The following is a 19,823-nucleotide window of genomic DNA, read 5'->3' as shown; positions in this document are numbered from 1 at the left end:
GTTACCCAACGTGGGTAACATCACTGTCCGTTCATCTTTCGCAGCGATCCGTAGTCCCGTAGGGGAGCGTGCCGATGTCTGAGCTGCCTCATTCACCGGAACTTCCGGCCGGTCTGCTGACGGACCCGGCAATGATCGACGCGTGCCGACGCCGGGATTTCGGCGCGGTCTTCCGGCTCGTGAAGGCCCGGGCCGGCGTCTACCCGTCGATGATCGCGCGGCGGTGCGATCTCACCCCGAGCCGCGTCGGTGAAGTAATGGCGGGGCGACGGCAGTTGGTGCACATGGATGTTGTCGAGCGGATCGCCGACGGCTTGCGCATTCCTGGGCACCTTTTTGGCCTGGCTCGACGTGGTTGGGAGACAGCGCCAAGCCAGGCCGTCGGGGAGCAGCAGCCGGGAGCTCCAGTCGGCGCGGGTGGGACCCTCAGCACGGCGGCCTCGCTCGATGGCCTTGCCGGACCTAGCAGCGGTCGATCCGGACGGCTGGAACTGCCCAGGGATGTAGAAAATTTCGCGAAGTGGCAGCAACCGAACGGCCCGGCTCTGGGAGTGGGTCCCTGGCATCGCTGGGGCTCTGAGTTGCGCCAGTACCGTCAGGCGAAGCGGCTCTCACAGCAGGCTCTGGCCTGTGTGACGCTGATCGATCGCTCGCATATCGGGCGTTTCGAGCGCGCCGAACGCCCAGTGCCCCGGCATGCTGCCATCGCCTTCGACGAGGCACTCGGCTGCGCCGGGAAGTTGGTCCGCTCCTGGGAGGAGGCCCGGCACGATCCCTGCCAGGGTGCCACTGGAGCAGGGGGCGAGGCGCCGGGCTGCGGGGCCAGTGCTTGTGGCCCTGGGGCCAGCACCCCAGCGTCCCTGGTCACGGACGGGCAAGGGCAGGCAGGCTCAGGCGAGGACGGCACGGACATCGTCGTCGCTCCAGCCCGTGTTCATGGAAGGATCGTCCTCGTGCCCGTTCCTCGCCGCATCGTTCTGGCCGCCGGACTGTTCGGCTTCGCTGCGGCGGCGGTGCCGCTTCCGGCGGCGGCCTCGGTCCCGCCTGCCGACATGCTGTCTCCCGTGGAGCACTTCACCCACCTTCGCCGGGCGATGATCCAGACCGACAATCTGATTGGGCCCCGGAATGTGCTGCCCGCACTACAGCAGCACCTCACCTCCCTCGCGGCGAGGCGCCGTGCAGCTCGGGGCGCGGATGCCGCCGAACTCCTCGCGCTGGAGACCCGTTACGAGGAACTGGCGGGTTGGCTCGCACAGGACATCGGGGACGAGCGCACGGCCCAGGGACATACGGCCAGGGCGCTCGACGCTTCCCATGCCACCGGTGACACCGACCTCACCGCATACATTCTCGGCCGCAAGGCCCAGCTTGCTCTGGACACCGGGCATCCGGCCGACGCTTTGGGCATGGCGGCCGCTGCACGGCGTACCGCCCACCCCGGAAGCCGCTTGGAAGTCATCGCCGTACTGCACGAAGCCCACGCCCATGCCGTACTGGGTGACGCCGCCAGTACTCACAGAACGTACGAGACGGCGCTCAGTCTTCTCGAACGCGCGGAGGGTGACGGAGTCTGGGGCTCGTGGCTCGATGTGCCGTACATCAACACTGCCCGCGCCCGTTCCCTCGCCGCACTTGGTGCCTACGAGGAGGCCGCAGCCGGTTTCAGCAGCGCCCTCTCGACTCTGCCGACCGCGTACCGTCGCGACAGGGGTGTCTACCTCGCTCGTGGGGCTCGGGCTCATGCGGGTGCCGGCGACCTGCCTCTGGCAGCGAAGTTGGGCGGGCAAGCCGTGGGTATCGCGGTGGAGACTGGTTCCGCGCGGATCGTCGAACAGCTAGGCCATCTCGACCAGGTGTTGGCCACCGCACCGGGTGAAGAAGGCATCACCGAGTTCCGCGCCGCCCTTGACCGCATCGTCCTGCATCCAGTCTGACCTGTACGCCCAACACCTCCGGGAGCCCCTCATGCCCCGCCCCCACGTCCTTCTCTCCGCCGCCGTCTCGATCGACGGCCACCTCGACACCCGGCCCGGTGAGGACCGGCTCCTGCTGTCGAACGCGGCGGACTTCGATCGCGTCGACACCGTCCGGGCGAGTGCCGACGCGATCCTCGTCGGAGCCGGGACGCTGCGGGCCGACAACCCGCGGCTCCTCGTCAACTCGCCCGAACGCCGGGCGGCCCGTGTTGCCGTAGGGCGGCCCGAGTACCCGCTGAAGGTGACCCTCACCGGTACGGGCGCGCTCGACCCGGGGTGGAAGTTCTGGCACCACGGGGGCGACAAGCTCGTCCTGGCTGTGGGGGAGGAGGCGACGGAGAAAGCGCGGGCGAACCTCGGTGACCTGGCCAGGGTCCAGCAAATCCCTGCCGGGACTGTGTGGCCGGCCGCCCTCGATCTCCTAGGCGACGCGTACGGCGTCGGGCGGCTGATGGTCGAAGGCGGCGGGTCCCTTCATACCCAGCTCCTCGAAGGGGCGTACGCCGACGAACTCCACCTCGTCGTCGCCCCGTTGCTCGTCGGCCAGCCGGACGCCGTGCGCATGCTCGGCCCGGCGCAGTACCCTGGCGGGCCCAGGGCACGCCTCCGGCTCCTGGAGGCCCGGCAGATCGGCGACGTGGTACTCCTGAGGTACGCCCCCAAGGATCGGTCCACGGAGCAACGATGAGCCTCACTCCCTCGCCCGGCGGCGCTCCTGGCGCCGGTCACGCCCCCAGCACCGCCGACCGGGAGTGGCTGGCCCTCGCCTGCGAACTGGCCCGGCTCTGCCCGCCGTCGGCCACCGCGTTCAGCGTCGGGGCGGTCGTGGTCGCGGCCGACGGTGCCGAACTGGCGCGCGGCTACTCCCGCGAGGGCGACCCGCACGACCACGCCGAGGAAGCCGCTCTCGCCAAGCTCCCCGCCGGGGACGCCCGGCTCGCGACCGCCACGGTCTACAGCTCCCTCGAACCCTGCGCCCGCCGGGCCTCTCGGCCGCGCCCCTGCACCCAGCTCATCCGGGACGCGGGCGTCCGCCGTGTCGTCACCGCCTGGCGCGAGCCCGACACCTTCGTCCCCGGCGCCGACGGCACCGAACTCCTGGAGGGGGCAGGCGTGACGGTGGTGGAGCTTCCGGAGTACGCGGAGGCGGCGCGGCTGCCCAACCGGCACCTGGTCTGAGGGCGCCCCGGGTCAGCCGATCAGGAACCCGGCCGCGGTGGCCATCCCCGCCGCCGTCCCCGCGCACACCTGCCCCACCGTGTGGTACCCCAGTGCCACCCGCGACCAGCACACCGCCGCCGTCAGCGCGTACGCGGCGAGCCACGCCGGGTGGTGGACCACGGCGAGTTGGGTCACCACGGCCGAGGCGACGGCCGCGTCCACGGAGATCTTCCAGACCGTGTTGACGGCCAGCAGGACGACGGTCATCGCCCACAGCGCCAGCATGGTGACGAGGATGTCCCGGGGCGCGCCCCCGGCCACCATCACCAGCGAACCGGCGCCGATGGAACCGAGGATGACGAAGAAGATCGGGGCGCGCTTGGTGCGGTCGACCACGTGCCGGTCGCCCCAGGCGCCGCGCCCACGCCGCCACTCGATGTACCCGGCCGGGATGAGCCCGGCGCAGAGCGCGCCGAGGAAGCCCCAGGGCAGCCCCGACCAGTGCCCGCCGGCCGCCGCGAGGCCGATCCCGAGCATCCCGGCGAGCAGGACGTTGCGCGGCTGGAGGACGTCGGTGACGCGGCGGGCGGTGGTGTTCTCCGGTGCCTCGGGCGCGGTGGGTGTGGTGCTGGTGGTCATCGGGTCGGCTGCTCCGGGGAGTTCGGGACGGTGGCGCCCTCGCCCGCGCGGGCGGCGGCGAGGACGGCGGCGGTGCGGGCGGCGGGGAGGGTGCGGCAGGCGGCGGCGACCCGGACGAGCCAGGCGACCTCGCCCTCCTGGTCCTCGGCCTGCCGCGGGTCGGTGGCGGGCGCGGCGGGCCCGGCGGGAGCGCCCTCGGCGTGCGCGGCGAGCGCGGCCCGTATCCAGTGGGCGTCGGTACGCGGGCCCCGCTCGTCGGGGTCGGTGGTGTCCTCGGCGGCCGCGGCGCGGGCGGCGTCGGCCAGGTGCTCGGGCGCGTAGTGGCGGAGCTTCTCCACGGCGTCGGCGATGTCGGCGGACCAGCGGTCGACGCGCAGGTCGGCCGGGGTGTCGAAGCGGGTGACCTCGCGCAGCAGGGAGGCGGGCGGGGCGAAGGGCTGCTCGGGGAAGGCGGTCATCAGCTCGCGCCAGAGCGGGTGCAGCCGTGCCTGGGCGCGCCAGAGCCGGGCGCGGCGCAGCCCGGTGGAGAAGGCGGGCAGGGAGGCGCCGACGGCGAAGAGGACGAAGAGGAGGACCTGTCCGGCCTCGGTGACCTTGTCGAAGGTGTCGGCGAACTCCACGCTCGGCCGGTCGACGACGCTGACCCACATGAACAGGGTGCGGCTGGCGGTGTAGGCGACGCCGATGAACATGGCGGCGGTCATCATCGACAGGCCGACGCGCAGGTGGCGGGCGGTGGCGTCGGCGGTGGCCAGCTTCCACTGGTAGGCGCAGACGGCGCTGGCGGCGCCGAGGTAGACGTAGAAGACCGTCATGTAGAGGGTGGCGCCGGGCTGGCCCGCGTGGTCGGAGACGAAGCGGTCGGAGGGGACCGAGCGGTCGACGACGGTGAAGAAGAGTACGGTCAGGAGGATGAGGGTGGCGACCGAGGCCTTGGTCGCGATGCGCTGCACGAGGCGGGCGAAGCGGACGTGGCGGGGGACGGCGCCCCGGTCCGGGTAGCGGCCGTAGATGGCGACGATGTAGCTGAGGATGGCGAGGATCGCGACGGTCGCCGTGTAGTGCTTGATGAGGACGGCGAGGTCGGTGACCGGGCTGTTGTTGAGCGCGGTGCGGACGACCTCGGTCTTGGTCCACAGGGCGGCGGCGAATCCGGCGTAGCAGCCCCACAGCGCACGTCTGCGCCGGTCCTCCTCGTCGCCCCAGAGGGCCGCCGGCATCCGCCACAGGGCTACGGCCGTCATCAGCGCGGCGACGAGGTAGCCGGCCAGGTCGAGGGTGCTCACACGAGGTCCTTGGGTGGGGGGTCGCGGCCCGGCGTGGGGCGGGCCGGGCGGTGGGGGCCGTCCGAGGTTAGTGCGTCAGGGCCGCCGCCGGAACAGGGAGCGGGCGCCCCGGCGGTGGGAGACGGGCCGGGCCAGGGAGTTGGCGAGGCGGCCCATCATGTCGTCGCCCGCCACCTCGCGGGCCATGCGCGGGATGAGGGAGGCGCCGAACTCGGCCACCCGCTCGTCGTGGGTGTCGTAGACGGCGCGGGCCTGCACGGGTCCCTCGATGCCGGGGAGGGGGTCGCCGTCGGGCCCGGGCGGCCCCTCGTCCGGCTCGCGGCCGAGGACGCGGCCGATCAGGCTGGCGTCGAAGACCGGGAGGAGGCGGCGGAGCTGGTCGCCGTCGAGGCTGGTTCCGTGGTCGAACCACTCGTGGCACAGCTCGTGCAGGATGACGTGCTGCGTCTGGTAGGCGGTGGGGCGCTTGCGGTACAGGACGAAGCTGGTGGCGGGGGTCTTCAGCCGCAGCCCGCAGGCGGAGTGGACGCGGGTGAGGTGGTCGGGGATCTCGTGCAGGACGATGGCGCGCCCCCGGGCGGCCTCCATGTTGGCGACGAGGCCGGCTATCCCGAAGGGCGACGGTATCGGGAGGTCGGCGAGGCCGTCCTCGCACTCCTTGCGCAGCGCGCGCAGCGACATGGCCGCTCAGCTCCCCGCGTCGCCGGGCCGGCCGTCGCCGCCCGGTTCGTCGCGCTGCCCGCTCTGCTCCAGCAGGGAGAGCGCGAACTGGAGGAGTTCGGGCGGCAGTCCGTGGGCGTCGAGGCCGCGGCCGGCGACGCCGTTGATCTCGCCGGTGCGCCGTTTGACGAGGAACTGGAGCCCGGCCACCACGTCGTCGACGACCTCGGACTCCTCCTTGAAGAACCGCCAGTCGACGCCGAAGCCGAGCCCGAGGGCCTTCAGGATCTCCTCGGAGGGCTGGGTGACCTTGCCGGCCAGGATGTTCGAGAAGTAGCTGTGCGAGAGGGAGCCGCCGCGGCTGCGGACCAGGTCGGAGAAGTACCGGCCGGAGATGCGCTGGCCGGGGAAGGTCTTCTCGACCATGTACTCGACCTTCTGCCGCAGCGTCGTCAGCTCCGGGGCGTCGTCGGCGGCGCTCTGCCCGGCCGGCGGCCGGTCGGTCACCGGCGGGTGGGCGGGGTCGCCCTGCGGGGCGCCGGAGGGGGCGGCGAGTTCCTGGCGGGGCGTTCCGGCCGGGGCGTCGGCGGGGCCGGTCGGCGGCCGCTGCCCGGCCTGTGCGGTCTCCCCCGAGCTGGCAGCGTTGTTCATCCGGCCCCCCACTGTCCCCTCCGCCGTTCCTGCCCGGCCGGCGCCACGGTGTTCGAATTTCGGTCGGCGGGGTCGTACTGTAACGGACCCTCTGAGACCGCCCGTCGGCCTCGCGCCATGTCTGCCCCTCCGTACCCGCCCCAGTCCCGTCGCCGGCGCCCGAGACGCGTCCGAAGGGGCGTGACGGACGCCCGAACGGGCGACGGCCGAAAGGAAGGGCGGACAAAGGGGAGCATTGCGCTCCGGCTGCGAATTCAGACTTGCGTAAACACTCTACGTCACTGTTAACTCGAAAAAACACCGGCAGGGGACCGCGAGGGGAGTGCCCTGAAGGTGACCGGGCGCGTTGCCGCCGGGGTTCCACCGTGCGCGCTCGCCGGCGCGGCGGGCCCCGGTGGTGACACAGGCCGGCGGCGGGACGCGGCACCACACGCGCCGGCCGCCCGGACCTGCACGCGACCGTTCCCGGGCCGCCCACGGGGGTGGCGGCGCGGGGGCGAACGGCGCGTGCCCGGGGGCCCGTGACCGCCACACGGGCAGCCGGACCCGGGAGACCGGGTGACCGGTGAAAGACCTCAGGGCCGGCGCAGGCCGGTGAACCGGGGGTTCACGGGGGAAGGGGCCGCCTGTCGGGGGACGGCGGCCGGTACGACGCCCCGGGGGAAGGCGTCGTACGCCGGGGGCCGTCCGTCGCGGTGGGGGACGCGCGAGGGACGGCCCCCGGCATCATGCGGCCGGGTCCGGGGCAGACCTCACCGGACCACTCCTTCCGGACACCGGCCCGGCTGGGCCGCCTCCCGCGCCCGCGCGCACCACCCCCAGGAGCCCGACCGTGCCCGCCCCTTCCGAGGACGCCCCGCCGCCCGCCCCGCCCTACGATCCCGAGCTGGCCGGTGTCGCCGCCGAGCTGCGCCGCACCACGCCCGACACCGCCGAGGCCGACATGGTCCCGGCGATGCGGGAGGCGGCCGCCGCCTACCCGGAGGTGACCGACGAGCTCCTCACGGCCGACGGCGCGTGGCAGGTCCACGAGGACGACGCGGACGGCGTCCCCGTCCTCGTCTGCCGCCCCACCGCCCCCGCGCCCGGCCCGCCGCCGGTCCTCTGCGTCGTGCACGGCGGCGGCATGATCGTCGGCGATGCCCGCCAAGGCGTCCTCGACCCCCTCACCTACGCGCGCGAGCTGGGCTGCGCCGTCGTCTCCGTCGCCTACCGGCTCGCCCCCGAGCACCCCCACCCCGCCCCCGTCGAGGACTGCCTGACCGCGCTGGCCTGGACCCTCGGCGAGGGTGCCGCCGCCCACGGCCTGGACGCCGGCCGGGCCGTGCTGCACGGCACCAGCGCGGGCGGCGGCCTCGCCGCGGGCGCCGCGCTGCTCGCCCGCGACCGGGGCGCGCCGCTCCCGGCCGCGCTCATGCTGCTCTCCCCGATGCTCGACGACCGCAACGACAGCCTCTCCGCCCGCCAGCTGGCCGGCTCCGGCGTCTGGGACCGCGCGGCCAACGCGGCGGGCTGGGCCGCGCTGCTCGGTGCGGCGGCCGGCGGCCCGGACGTCTCCCCGTACGCGGCCCCGGCCCGCGCCGGGGACCTCTCCGGTCTCCCGCCGCTCTACCTGGACGTCGGCTCGGCCGAGACCTTCCGCGACGAGGGGACGGCCTTCACCTCCCGGGTCTGGGCGGCGGGCGGCCGGGCCGAGCTGCACGTCTGGCCGGGGGCCTTCCACGGCTCCGACGGCCTGGTCCCCGGGGCCCGGGTGTCCCGGGCCGCCCGTGCGGCCCGCCTGGACTGGCTGCGGCGGGTGCTGGCACTGCGCGGCTGAGCCGGGGGCGTGGACGCGCCCGGCGGGCGATGCCCGGTGAAGCGCCGTCCATGTCGGATGATGTGGTGATCGAACACGTCACGGAGGCCGTGGAGGAAGGTGTGGCGGTGCGGTGCCGGGCGACGGCCCCGTCCCGCCGCTCAGGGTTGCCTCAGCGACGCAGATCACCGCCGTGCTGGCTACAGTGCGCTCGAATAAATGGGTAGTCTCGTACGGACTGAGTAAGTTACCGCTTAGTAATGAGCGTGCGGGTCACCCGCCGCCCTGGGCGGAGCCGGCTCGGTCGTCGTCCGCACCATCCGCCTAGCTATCCGCTCGCGCAGGTTCGAGGAGCCTCCATGCAACTCGCCGCGATCATTGTGTCGTTGACCCTCGCCGTCGTCGGCGTGGCGCTGTTCGGCCGGGCCATCGCGCAGATCTACCGGTACGTCCGCCTCGGGCAGCCCGTCCCCGCGGGCACCCGGACCGACGAGCCGGTGCAGCGCACCGTCACGGTGGCCAAGGAGTTCCTCGGCCACACCCGGATGAACCGCTGGGGCGTCGTCGGCGTCGCGCACTGGTTCGTCGCGGTGGGCTTCTTCGCGCTCGTGCTCACCCTGGTCCACGCACTGGGACAGGTCTTCCAGGCCGACTGGCAGCTGCCGATCATCGGCGGCTGGGCGCCGTACGAGATCTTCACCGAGCTGGTGGGTCTGCTGACGTTCCTCGGCATCGCCGTGCTGATCGTCATCCGCCAGCTCTCGCGCCCCGACCGGCCGGGCCGCAAGTCCCGCTTCGCCGGCTCCAACGCCGGCCAGGCGTACTTCGTCGAGGCCGTCATCCTCATCATCGGCCTGGCCATCCTGGTCCTGCGCGGTCTCGAGGGCGCCCTGCACCACGTGGACCACTTCCAGTGGTCGTACCTGGTGACCTACCCGATGGTGGCCGCCTTCCGCGGGCTCAGCACCCAGACGCTGCAGAACCTCGTCTACCTCGTCGCCACGATCAAGATCGGTACGTCCTTCATCTGGATGATCACCGTCGCGCTCAAGACCGACATGGGTGTGGCCTGGCACCGTTTCCTCGCCTTCCCGAACATCTGGTTCAAGCGCGAGGCCGACGGCTCCACCGCCCTCGGTGAGCTGAAGCCGATGGTCTCGGGCGGCAAGGAGATCGACTTCGAGACGGTCTTCGACGACGAGGAGGGCGCCGAGGAGGCGGTCTTCGGTGCCTCGCAGGTCGAGCACTTCTCGTGGAAGGGCCTGCTGGACTTCTCCACCTGCACCGAGTGCGGCCGCTGCCAGTCGCAGTGCCCCGCCTGGAACACCGGCAAGCCGCTCTCCCCGAAGCTGCTGATCATGTCGCTGCGCGACCACGCGCACGCCAAGGCCCCGTACCTGCTGGCCGGCGGCGGCAAGACGATGGAGGGCGAGGAGAAGGCCACGGCGGAGCAGCTCAAGGACGTGCCCGCCGCCGCCCTCGCCGAGGCGGAGCGCCCCCTCATCGGCACCGCCGAGGAGAACGGCGTCATCGACCCGGACGTCCTGTGGTCCTGCACCACCTGTGGCGCCTGCGTCGAGCAGTGCCCGGTGGACATCGAGCACATCGACCACATCGTCGACATGCGCCGCTACCAGGTCATGATCGAGTCGGCCTTCCCCTCCGAGGCGGGCACGATGCTCAAGAACCTGGAGAAGAAGGGCAACCCCTGGGGCCTGGCCAAGAAGAAGCGGGTCGAGTGGACCAAGGAGGTCGACTTCGAGGTCCCGATCGTCGGCCAGGACGTGGAGGACCTCACCGAGGTCGACTACCTCTACTGGGTCGGCTGCGCCGGCGCCCTGGAGGACCGCGCCAAGAAGACCACCAAGGCCTTCGCGGAGCTGCTGCACATGGCGGGCGTCAAGTTCGCCATCATGGGCGGCGACGAGAAGTGCACCGGTGACTCCCCGCGCCGCCTGGGCAACGAGCCGCTGTTCCAGCAGCTCGGCCAGGAGAACGTCGCCATGCTGAACATGGCGTTCGGCGAGGACGACGAGGACGCCTCGACCAGGAAGCCCAAGGCCGCGAAGAAGATCGTCGCGACCTGCCCGCACTGCTTCAACACCATCGCCAACGAGTACCCGCAGCTCGGCGGCGAGTACGAGGTCATCCACCACACCCAGCTCCTCCAGCACCTGGTGGACGAGGGCAAGCTCGTGCCGGTCACCCCGGTCGAGGGCCTGATCACCTACCACGACCCGTGCTACCTGGGCCGGCACAACAAGGTCTACACGCCGCCGCGCGAGATCATCGCCAGCGTGCCCGGCCTGCGCAACGAGGAGATGCACCGCCACAAGGAGCGCGGCTTCTGCTGCGGCGCCGGCGGTGCCCGGATGTGGATGGAGGAGCGGATCGGCAAGCGCGTCAACGACGAGCGCGTCGACGAGGCCCTCTCCCTCAACCCGGACATCGTCTCCACCGCCTGCCCGTTCTGCCTCGTCATGCTGACCGACTCGGTCAACGGCAAGAAGAACGACGGAAAGGCCAAGGAGAGCCTCTCGGTCGTCGACGTCTCCCAGCTCCTCCTGGAGTCGGTCAAGACCCCGGCCGACCCCTCCGAGGACCAGGCGACCACGGACGCCCCGGAGCCCGAGCCGGCGAAGTAGCACCGGCCGGTCCGGCCGGCGTACGACCGGAAGGGCCGCCCCCCGCCGTGCTGGCGGGGGGCGGCCCTTCGGCGTGGCCGCGCCCGTCGCCGCGTCGGGGCGAGCGGGTCGCTCGGGCGCCGTGCGGGCGGGGTGCGCGGGCGCCCGCACCGGCCATGGAGCGGCGGACCGTGGTGAGGCTCTTCGGGTGCGGTCACGAGGGCGGCGGGCGGGGGCTCCGAGCCCCCGCCGCCCGATGACGTGGCGCACGGCCCGGCCGGGCCGGCCGCCGCTGCTCCGGCCCGCCCGCCCCCGGTGTCCCGGCGAGGGCGAATCCGCTCGCCCCGGCCACCGGCCCGCGCCTAAGCTGCACGTCCGAGCGAGCTGGGGAGTGGGTGCCCGTGGAGATGCCGATACGGACCGAGCGGCTGGTGCTGCGGCCGTTCCGGGCGGAGGACACCGACGCGCTCCACGCCTACCAGCGGCGGGAGGACGTGGCGCGGTACCTGTACCGGCCGCCGCTGGACCGGGAGGGGTGCGCGAAGCTCATCGCGCGCAGCGTCGAGTCCCCGGAGTGGGGCACCACCGGGGCCGACCTGTGGCTCGCGGTCTGCCTGCGCGGGCAGGTGATCGGCGAGACGGGTCTCCAGCTCCGCTCCGCGCTCGCCGCGCAGGCGGAGATCGGCTGGGTCTTCGCGCCGGAGTACGCCGGCCACGGCTACGCCACCGAGGCGGCCCGGGCCGTCCTGGCGGCCGCCTTCGGCCCGCTCAAGGTGCACCGGGTCTACGCCCGGCTCGACGCCGACAACAAGCCCTCCTGGCGCGTCTGCGAACGGCTCGGCATGCGCCGCGAGGCGTACCTGGTCGACAGCGACGTCAACCCGGCCACCGGCACCTGGGGCAGCGAGTACGTGTACGCCATGCTGGCCAGGGAGTTCGCGGGCTGACAGGATGCCGCCCGCGGCCCCGGGGCCGCTCCGTCACCGGCTCCCGCCACCGCGAGGTCCCCTTGGTCACCGGTCTCACCGTCGCCGTGCCGCTCGTCCTCGTCGTCGGCGCGGTCGTCCTTCTGGCCCGCCTCGACAGCAAGGGCCCGGCCTGGCTCACCGCCCACCGGGTCGCGCGGGGCACGCCCGGCCAGTGCGTGCACTGCGGTTCGAAGCGGACCCGGGTGCTCACCACCGACGACGCCCTCAACGGCAGCCTGGAGTGCCGCAGCTGCCACCAGATCACCCGGGGCTCCGGCCCGGCCCCGGCGGCCTGACCCCGGCCCCGGCCCGCCCCGTACGTACGCGACAGGGCCCGGTCTCCCCGAGGGGAGGCCGGGCCCTGTCGCGCGTGCGGGCGAGGGGACTACTTGTCCTTGTCCTTGGCCTTGTCGGCGACCGGCTTGCGGAGCTGGATGTTCAGCTCGCGCAGGCGGGACTCCTCCAGCTCGGTCGGGGCGCCCATCATCAGGTCCTGGGCGTTGCCGTTGAGCGGGAAGGCGATGGTCTCGCGGATGTTGGGCTCGTCGGCGAGGAGCATCACGATGCGGTCGACGCCCGGGGCGATGCCGCCGTGCGGCGGGGCGCCGAGACGGAAGGCGCGGAGCATGCCCGCGAACTCGCGCTCGACGGTCTCCCGCTCGTAACCGGCGATCTCGAAGGCCTTGAGCATGACCTCGGGCTCGTGGTTCCGGATGGCGCCGGAGGAGAGCTCGATGCCGTTGCAGACGATGTCGTACTGCCACGCCAGGATGTCGAGCGGGTCCTTCTCCTCCAGGTCCTCCATGCCGCCCTGGGGCATCGAGAAGGGGTTGTGGGAGAACTCGATCCTGCCGGTCTCCTCGTCCTTCTCGTACATCGGGAAGTCGACGATCCAGCAGAAACGGAAGACGTTCTCCTCGAAGTGGCCGGAGCGCTTGGCGGCCTCCACGCGGACGGCCGACATGATCTTGGAGACCTCGTCGAACTCGCCGGCCCCGAAGAAGACCGCGTGGCCCGGCTTGAGGCCGAGGCGCTCGGTGAGGACCGCGACGTCGTCCTCGGTGAGGAACTTGGCGATCGGGCCGGACAGGGCGCCGTCGTCGCCGACGCGGACCCAGGCGAGGCCCTTGGCGCCCTGCTCGACGGCGTAGTCACCGAGGCCGTCGAAGAACTTGCGGGACTGCCCGGCGGTGTCCGGCACCGGCAGCGCGCGGACGTGCTTGCCGGCGAACGCCTTGAAACCGGAGTCGGCGAAGACGTCGGTGATGTCGACCAGTTCGAGCTGGGCGCGCAGGTCGGGCTTGTCGTTGCCGTACTTCAGCATCGACTCGCGGAACGGGATGCGCGGGAACGGGGAGGTGACCTCGCGGCCGCCGCCGAACTCCGTGAACAGATCCGTCATCAGCTTCTCGATGGGACGGAAGACGTCCTCCTGCTCGACGAAGCTCATCTCGACGTCGAGCTGGTAGAACTCGCCCGGCGAACGGTCGGCGCGGGCGTCCTCGTCGCGGAAGCAGGGCGCGATCTGGAAGTACCGGTCGAAGCCGGAGATCATCAGAAGCTGCTTGAACTGCTGCGGGGCCTGCGGCAGCGCGTAGAACTTGCCCGGGTTCAGGCGGGAGGGGACGACGAAGTCGCGGGCGCCCTCGGGAGAGGTCGCGGCGAGGATCGGGGTCGCCATCTCGTTGAAGCCCAGAGCCGTCATCTTGTGGCGGATCGCCGAGATCACGGCGGTGCGCAGCATGATGTTGCGGTGCATGCGCTCGCGGCGCAGATCGAGGAAGCGGTACTCCAGGCGGCGCTCCTCGTTCACCCCGTCCTCGGCGTTGATGGTGAAGGGCAGCGGACCGGCCTCGCCGAGCACCTCGACCTCGGAGACCTCGATCTCGACCTCGCCGGTGGGCAGCTCCGGGTTGACGTTCTCGGCGCCGCGCGAGACGACCCGGCCGTCGACCCGGACCACGGTCTCCTTGGAGAGCTTGTCCAGGGTCTCGGCGGCGGGGGTGCCCGGGCGGGCGACGAGCTGCGTGATGCCGTAGTGGTCGCGCAGATCGATGAAGAGGATGCCGCCCAGGTCTCGGCGATTGTGCAGCCAGCCGCTCAGCCGGACGTCGGAGCCGACGTCAGAGGCGCGGAGCTCGCCGCAGGTGTGGGACCTGTACCGGTGCATCGTCGTTCATCCAGTCTTCGGAGGTGGGGTTCGGGGTGACTCAGCCCGGACCCAGGTTACCGCTCGGGGCTGGGCCCTTCGTCGGGATATCCCTGGGGGGCCCGGGGCCGGGGCGCGCCCGCTCTGCCGGGCGCCGCGCGGGCGCTCCCTCGGGGTCACGGACGGCTTCGGGCGCCGGCCGGGCCGAGGTTGGCGAGGCGGCGGTCCCGGGTGCGCGGCGGCGCCGGCCTCGATCGCCGGCCGGGCTGCCCTTCGCGGCCCCGGCCCTTTGCGGCCCCGGCCCTTTGCGTTCGCCCAGCTGAGGGACGCCCTGGACCCGCTCGGAGCAGGGGCCGGGTCGCGCGTGCGGCCCGGCGGAATAAAGTGGGGCAATGCGCACCGAGGATTCCCTCCCGGACGTGAGGGACGTCCTGGCCGCTGTGGCCACGGGCCTGTGGCGCTGGGACAACGCGAGAGGCGTCGTCACCATCGACGCGGAGGCCGCCCGCCTGCTCGGCCTGCCCGAAGAGGCCGCGGTCCTCCCCGAAACGGTCGTGCGCGCCCGCTTCCACCCCGTCGACTGGAACGAGATCAACGGCGTCGTCTCCCTCGCCCTGACCGAGAACACCCTCGCCGAGGTCCGGCTGCGCGTCATGGACGGCGACGGCCGCGTCCTGCGGACCGTACGCAGCCGCTCCAAGCCGGAGCGGATCGGCCCCGAGCGCCGGGACGTGCTGCTCACCGGGACCCTCCAGGAGGTCAGCGAGCCCCCGGCGGGCTCCCGGGCCGCCGTCACCGGCGACTGGCGCCGCTCCCGCGAGGCGTTCCTGCTGGACGCGGGCCGCGCGCTGGCGGAGGCCCGCTCCACCGACGAGGTGCTGCGGGTCGCCGCGGGCCTGTCCATGCCGGGCTTCTCCCCGGACGGCCTCGCCGTCTTCGGCGTCGAGGGCGACAAGCTCACCGTGGTCGGCCACCACGGGCAGAGCTCCGGCGACGAGGAGCCCTTCCTCGACATGGACCTGGAGACCTCGTACCCGGCCGCCGACGTGATCCGCACCGGCCTCGCCGTCTACCTCTCCTCCCCGGGGGAGTACCGCGAGCACTACCCCCTGACCTGGCCCCTGGCCAGCCGCTTCGACCGGCAGTCCTGGGCGTTCCTGCCCCTGGTGGCGGGCGGCCGCACCATCGGCGCCTGGATGGCCGCCTTCACGTACCGGGTCTACTTCACCCCCGACGAGCGCTCCGTCCTCACCACCGTCGCCCGGATGCTCGCCCAGGCCCTCTCCCGCGCGGGAGACGCCGAATCGGCCCGCGAGCTGACCGACGGGCTCCAGCGCACCATGCTGCCGACGCTCGGCCCCTCCATCCCGGGCATGAGCGTCGCCGCCCGCTACGTCCCGACCGGCGGCGGCCTCCAGGTCGGCGGCGACTGGTACGACATGATCCCGCTGCCCAGCGCCGCCCACGGCGAGGAGACCGGCGGCGGCCACCGGTACGCCTTCGTCATCGGCGACGTCCAGGGCCACGACGTCCGCGCGGCGGGCCTGATGGGCCAGCTCCGCATCGCCCTGCGCGCCTACGCCGCCGAGGGCCACCGTCCCGACGCCGTCCTCGCCCGCGCCACCCGGTTCCTCTCCGGGATCATGAGCTCGCGGACGTACGGCTCGTCCGGCGGCCGCGGCAAGGGGGAGGACGGCGCCCTGCCCGTCGACGAGTACGCCGAGTGGCGCTTCGCCACCTGCCTGTACATCGAGGCCGACCCGGCGACCGGCGTCCTGGAGGTGGCCCGGGCCGGCCACCCGGACCCGGTCATCCGGCTGCCCGACGGCACCGTGCTGCTGCGCCCCACCACGGGCGGGCTGCCGCTGGGCATCGACCCGGACGCCGACTACCCCATCACCCGGATCGTCCTCGAACCGGGTGAAACGATCATGCTGTGCACCGACGGCCTGATCGAGACGGGCGGCCACGACTTCGCCACCGGCTTCGACCGGATCCGCGCGATCATGGAACGCCCCGGTCCCCCGGCCTCCGACGAGGCGGAGCAGGGCCGGGACGCGGGCACCCCCGACCGCGACCTGCTCAGCGGCGACGGCCTGGAGGACCTCGCCGACCGGCTCGTCCAGGCGGTCCACGGCCCCTCCTCGTACCACCGCCCCGGGCCGCTGGTGGACCGGCGCGACGACGACATCGCGGTGCTCCTGATGCACCGCGACCTGCACGCCACCGGCGGCCCCGTCACCGCCGGACGGCGGACCGTGGTGAGCATCCGGCAGGACGAGGGCCGGCGGATCTCCGAGGCCCGCCAGCAACTGCGGGCCGTCATGCACGACTGGGCCGACGAGGAACAGGTCGACTCGGCGGTCCTGCTCCTCTCCGAACTGCTCACCAACGTCCTCGTCCACACGGAGGGCGACGGGCTGCTCACCGCCGAACTCCTCGGGCCGCCCGACGGCTCGCGCTGCCTGCGCGTCGAGGTCTCCGACCCCAGCGACGCGCTCCCGCACAAGCGGGCCCCGGGGGAGCTGGCCTCGTCGGGCCGCGGGCTGGTCCTGCTCGATCTGCTCGCCGACGCCTGGGGCGTCGACCCGCAGGGCACCGGGAAGTGCATCTGGTTCGAGATGGCCGAGCACGAACCCGGCTCCGACGGCAGCGCCGAGGACGAGGTGCCGGAACTCGACGAGGCCGCCCTCGACCGGCTGGCCGAGGCCGCCGAGAACCTCTGACCGCCGGGTGCCCCCGAGCGTCCCGGGCCGCGGGGCCTCGGGGAGCGGGGAGCCTCCTACGGCGCGGGCTCGCCGGGCGGTCCGGCGGGCGCCGCCGTGGCGCCGCCCCCGCCCGCGTACCGCTCACGCAGCTCCGCCACGATGCCGAAGGCGGCGGCGGTGGCCGGCACCGCGAGCAGCACACCGATGATCCCGCCGACCGTCGCACCGGCCGTGATCGCCACCAGCACCACCGCCGGGTGCATCTGCACGGTCCGGCTCTGGATCACCGGCTGGAGCACGTTGGCCTCCAGCACCTGCACCAGAAAGATCACCAGCAGCGTCCAGAGCGCGATCGCGAACCCCCGGTCGGCGAGGGCCACCAGCACCGCCAGCACCCCCGAGACGAACGCTCCCAGGTAGGGGATGTACGCGCCGATGAAGACCAGCGCCCCCAGCCCGGCCGCGCCCGGCACCCCGAGGATGAGCAGACCGACCGTGGTGAGGACCCCGTCGATGAGGGCGATCAGGGTGGTCCCCCGCATGAACCCCTCGACGGCCCGGTAGGCCCGCCGCCCGATCGCCTCCGTCATCTCCCCCACCGGCCCGGGCGCCATCGTGCGCAGCGACACCGCGACCCGGTCGCCGTCCCGGACGAAGAAGAAGACGAGCAGCACCGCCAGCACCGCCATGGCAGCGCCCTGCGCCACCACACTGAGTCCGCTGATCACCCCGGACGCCGCCGTCCCGCCGAACTGCCCGAACAGCCCTCGCGCGTTCGACGCCAGATCGTCCAGCGTGGTCCCGGCGGCGCCGAAGAACCCGGCGACGTCCTGCGCCGCCTGCTTCGCCGACGCGACGATCTGGTCTCCCGAGTCGACCAGCGCCACCACCACGATGTACGTCGCCCCGCCCACCACCACCAGCACCGCCGCACAGGTCAGCCCCGCCGCCAGCGACCGCTGCACCCGCATCGCCAGCAGCCGCCGGTGCAACGGGGTCAGCAGCGCCGTCCCCAGCAGCGCCAGCAGCACCGGGATGACGGCCGCCTTGAACAACACGCACAGCCACACCGTCACCCACGCCACCCCGGTCACCAGCAGCACCACCACGCACCAGCCCGCGACCCGCACCGCCGCCTCCGGCAGCACCCCCGCCCCGCCCTCACCACCACGACGCTCACTCATCCCCCGAGCCCACCACAGACCGAACGCCCCGTCCCCCGGAACAAGTCCGTGCGGGTGACGGGGCGTCAGGCTCCGCGTTCCGAGCGGCCCGCGGGGCGGGTCGGCGGTGCCCAGCCCGGGTCTCCCCCGCCGTCGCCTTCCGCGTGGCCTCGAAGGTGCCGTCGGGCAGCCGCCCCTGAGCGCCGTCGGCACCTTCCCAGGAGACCTCCCAGGAGAGCGAGGCGGTGAGCGGGTAAGGGGCACCCCCGCTCGCGCGCGGGTAGCTGGTGCCGCACAGGGGCCCTGTCGCCGCCACTCTTGGCGTACGGGGTCCCGATGGGGCCGTCGCCGATCGCGCACCCGCCCGAGGCGGGGTGCGTCCGGGCGCCCGGGGCGCGCGGACCGAGGTGCGGAGAGACGGGCTTCGCGGTGGTCCCCGCTCACGGACCGGTGTGCGGAGCCTCGGCGCGCACCGCTGTTCGCCCGGCCCCCGAAACCCCGCCGGAACGACTCGGGCAGTTCGGTCTCGGGCCGACCTGCCTCCCCGGGCGACGCGGGGGCGCCCGCCGAGGCCGACGCCCTGCCGTTCTCCGGCTCGGCGCCCCCGCTCCTGTCCGCGCCCTCTTCCTCACCGCCGCCGAAACCGGGACACCGGTGGAGGATGGGGGGGCTCGAACGGAGCAAAGCCGTCCACGGCGCGGGCGCCCGTGCCACGCCGGGCAATGACCGAACGCCCCGTCCCCCGGTGGCGTCGCCGACCGGGGGCGGGGCGTCGGAGGGGGCCGCTCAGGGGCCGGACCGGGGGGTCACATGCCGTGGACCGCGGGGACGGTGCCGAGGCGGCCGGCCTGGAAGTCCTCGAAGGCCTGCTGGAGTTCGGCGCGGGTGTTCATGACGAACGGACCGTAGTGCGCCATCGGCTCGCGCAGCGGCTTGCCGCCGAGGAGGACGACCTCCAGGTCGGGGGTGTGCGCGTCCTGGCTCTCGTCGGCCCGCAGGGTCAGCGCCGAGCCGGCCCCGAAGACCGCCGTCTGTCCGGTGTGGACCGGGCGGTGGTCGGTGCCGACGGTGCCGCGCCCGGCGAGGACGTAGGCGAGACCGTTGTACTCCTCGCGCCAGGGCAGGGTCACCTCGGCGCCGGGGCGGACCGAGGCGTGGATCATGGTGATCGGGGTGTGGGTGATGCCCGGCCCCTCGTGTCCGTCGAAGTCGCCCGCGATGACGCGCAGCAGCGCGCCGCCGTCAGCGGTGGTCAAAAGCCTGACCTGGCCGCCTCGGATGTCCTGGTAGCGCGGGTCCTTCATCTTGTCCTTGGCGGGCAGGTTGACCCAGAGCTGGAGCCCGTGGAAGAGGCCGCCCGACATGACGAGCGACTCCGGCGGCGTCTCGATGTGCAGCAGCCCCGACCCGGCGGTCATCCACTGGGTGTCGCCGTTGGTGATGGTGCCGCCACCTCCGTTGGAGTCCTGGTGGATGAAGGTCCCGTCGATGATGTACGTGACCGTCTCGAAGCCCCGGTGCGGATGCCAGGGAGTCCCCTTCGGCTCGCCGGCGGCATATTCCACCTCACCCATCTGGTCCATCATGATGAACGGGTCCAGGTGCTTGTAGTTGATCCCGGCGAACGCGCGGCGCACCGGGAACCCCTCCCCCTCGAAACCGTTCGGCGCGGTCGTCACCGCCAGCACCGGCCGCTGCACGGCATCGGCGTCGGCGACCACTCGGGGCAGGGTCAGCGGATTCTCAACAGTCACAGCGGGCATCGCGGGAACCTCCTAGGCCAACACCAGAGTAGTTGAAGGATGAACTACTTGTCACCCTCAACCTCCGCCGCCCCGGAACCATTCCCGGCACACCGGAGCCACCCCGGACACCAGAACGGGCCGGACACCGGTGATCGGTGTCCGGCCCGGAAACCCGAGTCCGCCCGGCACCCGGCGGAGAACCGGGCCGGAGGCGGGCGACCGGCGGACGGCCGCGCCGGGACGACTCCCGCACCTCCGGGGGCGGCGTTTGAGCCCAGCCCTCGCCGGGGCA

At 73.0% G+C, this 19,823-nt stretch carries 13 protein-coding genes and 2 pseudogenes; 8 read left to right on the top strand and 7 right to left on the bottom strand.

Going from position 1 to position 19,823, the window contains the following annotated elements; translation table 11 throughout:
• Positions 1–74: 74 nt before the first annotated feature.
• The 3 genes and pseudogenes from Sdia_RS29930 to Sdia_RS05375 all read left to right on the top strand — a co-directional run.
• Positions 75–452 (top strand): annotated as a pseudogene (locus Sdia_RS29930) (helix-turn-helix domain-containing protein); the annotation flags it as partial.
• Positions 453–551: 99 nt separating this feature from the next.
• The gene (locus Sdia_RS05380) at positions 552–1,937 is read left to right on the top strand and encodes a helix-turn-helix domain-containing protein (RefSeq protein WP_229830799.1); all 1,386 of its coding nucleotides are present in this window, start codon (positions 552–554) and stop codon (positions 1,935–1,937) included.
• Between the two features lie 31 nt (positions 1,938–1,968).
• Positions 1,969–3,158, top strand: a pseudogene (locus tag Sdia_RS05375) (dihydrofolate reductase family protein).
• Between the two features lie 12 nt (positions 3,159–3,170).
• Here Sdia_RS05375 and Sdia_RS05370 read toward each other — a convergent pair.
• From Sdia_RS05370 to Sdia_RS05355, 4 genes are all read right to left on the bottom strand, one after another.
• Positions 3,171–3,779, bottom strand: a complete 609-nt coding sequence (locus tag Sdia_RS05370) for a phosphatase PAP2 family protein (RefSeq protein WP_164379436.1) — start codon at positions 3,777–3,779, stop codon at positions 3,171–3,173.
• Positions 3,776–5,065 (bottom strand): MAB_1171c family putative transporter, encoded by a 1,290-nt coding sequence (locus tag Sdia_RS05365; protein ID WP_100455193.1) that lies wholly within the window; start codon positions 5,063–5,065, stop codon positions 3,776–3,778. The genes Sdia_RS05370 and Sdia_RS05365 overlap by 4 nt, the downstream gene beginning before the upstream one ends.
• A gap of 75 nt (positions 5,066–5,140) precedes the next feature.
• Positions 5,141–5,746: a toxin gene (locus Sdia_RS05360; RefSeq protein ID WP_100455192.1), complete on the bottom strand. Its 606-nt coding sequence runs from the start codon at positions 5,744–5,746 to the stop codon at positions 5,141–5,143.
• A 6-nt stretch (positions 5,747–5,752) separates the two neighbouring features.
• Complete coding sequence (locus Sdia_RS05355; RefSeq protein WP_185393179.1) at positions 5,753–6,376, bottom strand: hypothetical protein; 624 nt, start codon at positions 6,374–6,376, stop codon at positions 5,753–5,755.
• A gap of 832 nt (positions 6,377–7,208) precedes the next feature.
• Between Sdia_RS05355 and Sdia_RS05350 the strand changes: the two genes are divergently transcribed.
• The 4 genes from Sdia_RS05350 to Sdia_RS05335 all read left to right on the top strand — a co-directional run bounded on the left by Sdia_RS05350 (position 7,209) and on the right by Sdia_RS05335 (position 12,062).
• Positions 7,209–8,195: an alpha/beta hydrolase gene (locus Sdia_RS05350; RefSeq protein WP_100455191.1), complete on the top strand. Its 987-nt coding sequence runs from the start codon at positions 7,209–7,211 to the stop codon at positions 8,193–8,195.
• A gap of 338 nt (positions 8,196–8,533) precedes the next feature.
• On the top strand, positions 8,534–10,819 hold the full coding sequence (locus Sdia_RS05345) for a (Fe-S)-binding protein (RefSeq protein WP_100455190.1): 2,286 nt from the start codon (positions 8,534–8,536) through the stop codon (positions 10,817–10,819).
• A 374-nt stretch (positions 10,820–11,193) separates the two neighbouring features.
• Entirely contained in the window at positions 11,194–11,745 is a 552-nt protein-coding gene (locus Sdia_RS05340) for a GNAT family N-acetyltransferase (RefSeq protein WP_189500074.1), read from the top strand.
• Between the two features lie 62 nt (positions 11,746–11,807).
• Positions 11,808–12,062: a hypothetical protein gene (locus tag Sdia_RS05335; RefSeq protein WP_189500073.1), complete on the top strand. Its 255-nt coding sequence runs from the start codon at positions 11,808–11,810 to the stop codon at positions 12,060–12,062.
• Positions 12,063–12,151: 89 nt separating this feature from the next.
• On the opposite strand, the gene aspS is transcribed toward Sdia_RS05335, so the two are convergent.
• Positions 12,152–13,936, bottom strand: coding sequence for an aspartate--tRNA ligase (gene aspS / locus Sdia_RS05330; RefSeq protein ID WP_124287418.1), 1,785 nt, complete (start codon positions 13,934–13,936; stop codon positions 12,152–12,154).
• Between the two features lie 371 nt (positions 13,937–14,307).
• Here aspS and Sdia_RS05325 point away from each other — a divergent pair, with 371 nt between their 5' ends.
• Positions 14,308–16,641: a SpoIIE family protein phosphatase gene (locus tag Sdia_RS05325; protein ID WP_100455186.1), complete on the top strand. Its 2,334-nt coding sequence runs from the start codon at positions 14,308–14,310 to the stop codon at positions 16,639–16,641.
• 56 nt (positions 16,642–16,697) lie between these two features.
• Here the strand turns inward: Sdia_RS05325 and Sdia_RS05320 are convergent, their stop codons facing one another.
• Both Sdia_RS05320 and Sdia_RS05315 read right to left on the bottom strand, forming a co-directional pair.
• Positions 16,698–17,807, bottom strand: a complete 1,110-nt coding sequence (locus tag Sdia_RS05320) for an AI-2E family transporter (RefSeq protein WP_164494941.1) — start codon at positions 17,805–17,807, stop codon at positions 16,698–16,700.
• 785 nt (positions 17,808–18,592) lie between these two features.
• Positions 18,593–19,549: a pirin family protein gene (locus Sdia_RS05315; RefSeq protein ID WP_124287420.1), complete on the bottom strand. Its 957-nt coding sequence runs from the start codon at positions 19,547–19,549 to the stop codon at positions 18,593–18,595.
• Positions 19,550–19,823 lie beyond the last annotated feature (274 nt).

This window comes from Streptomyces diastaticus subsp. diastaticus (genome assembly GCF_011170125.1).
In the GTDB taxonomy this organism is placed as follows: Bacteria; Actinomycetota; Actinomycetes; order Streptomycetales; family Streptomycetaceae; genus Streptomyces; species Streptomyces diastaticus.
Note: the sequence above shows the minus strand (reverse complement) of the source record. Positions and strands in the feature narration are given on the sequence as shown.

Bases quoted from the DNA above. Each gene is read 5' to 3' on its own strand.
- Sdia_RS05325 (WP_100455186.1), top strand. From the start codon at position 14,308: ATGCGCACCGAGGATTCCCTCCCGGACGTGAGGGACGTCCTGGCCGCT.
- aspS (WP_124287418.1), bottom strand. From the start codon at position 13,936: ATGCACCGGTACAGGTCCCACACCTGCGGCGAGCTCCGCGCCTCTGAC.
- Sdia_RS05320 (WP_164494941.1), bottom strand. From the start codon at position 17,807: ATGAGTGAGCGTCGTGGTGGTGAGGGCGGGGCGGGGGTGCTGCCGGAG.
- Sdia_RS05355 (WP_185393179.1), bottom strand. From the start codon at position 6,376: ATGAACAACGCTGCCAGCTCGGGGGAGACCGCACAGGCCGGGCAGCGG.
- Sdia_RS05370 (WP_164379436.1), bottom strand. From the start codon at position 3,779: ATGACCACCAGCACCACACCCACCGCGCCCGAGGCACCGGAGAACACC.
- Sdia_RS05345 (WP_100455190.1), top strand. From the start codon at position 8,534: ATGCAACTCGCCGCGATCATTGTGTCGTTGACCCTCGCCGTCGTCGGC.
- Sdia_RS05315 (WP_124287420.1), bottom strand. From the start codon at position 19,549: ATGCCCGCTGTGACTGTTGAGAATCCGCTGACCCTGCCCCGAGTGGTC.
- Sdia_RS05360 (WP_100455192.1), bottom strand. From the start codon at position 5,746: ATGTCGCTGCGCGCGCTGCGCAAGGAGTGCGAGGACGGCCTCGCCGAC.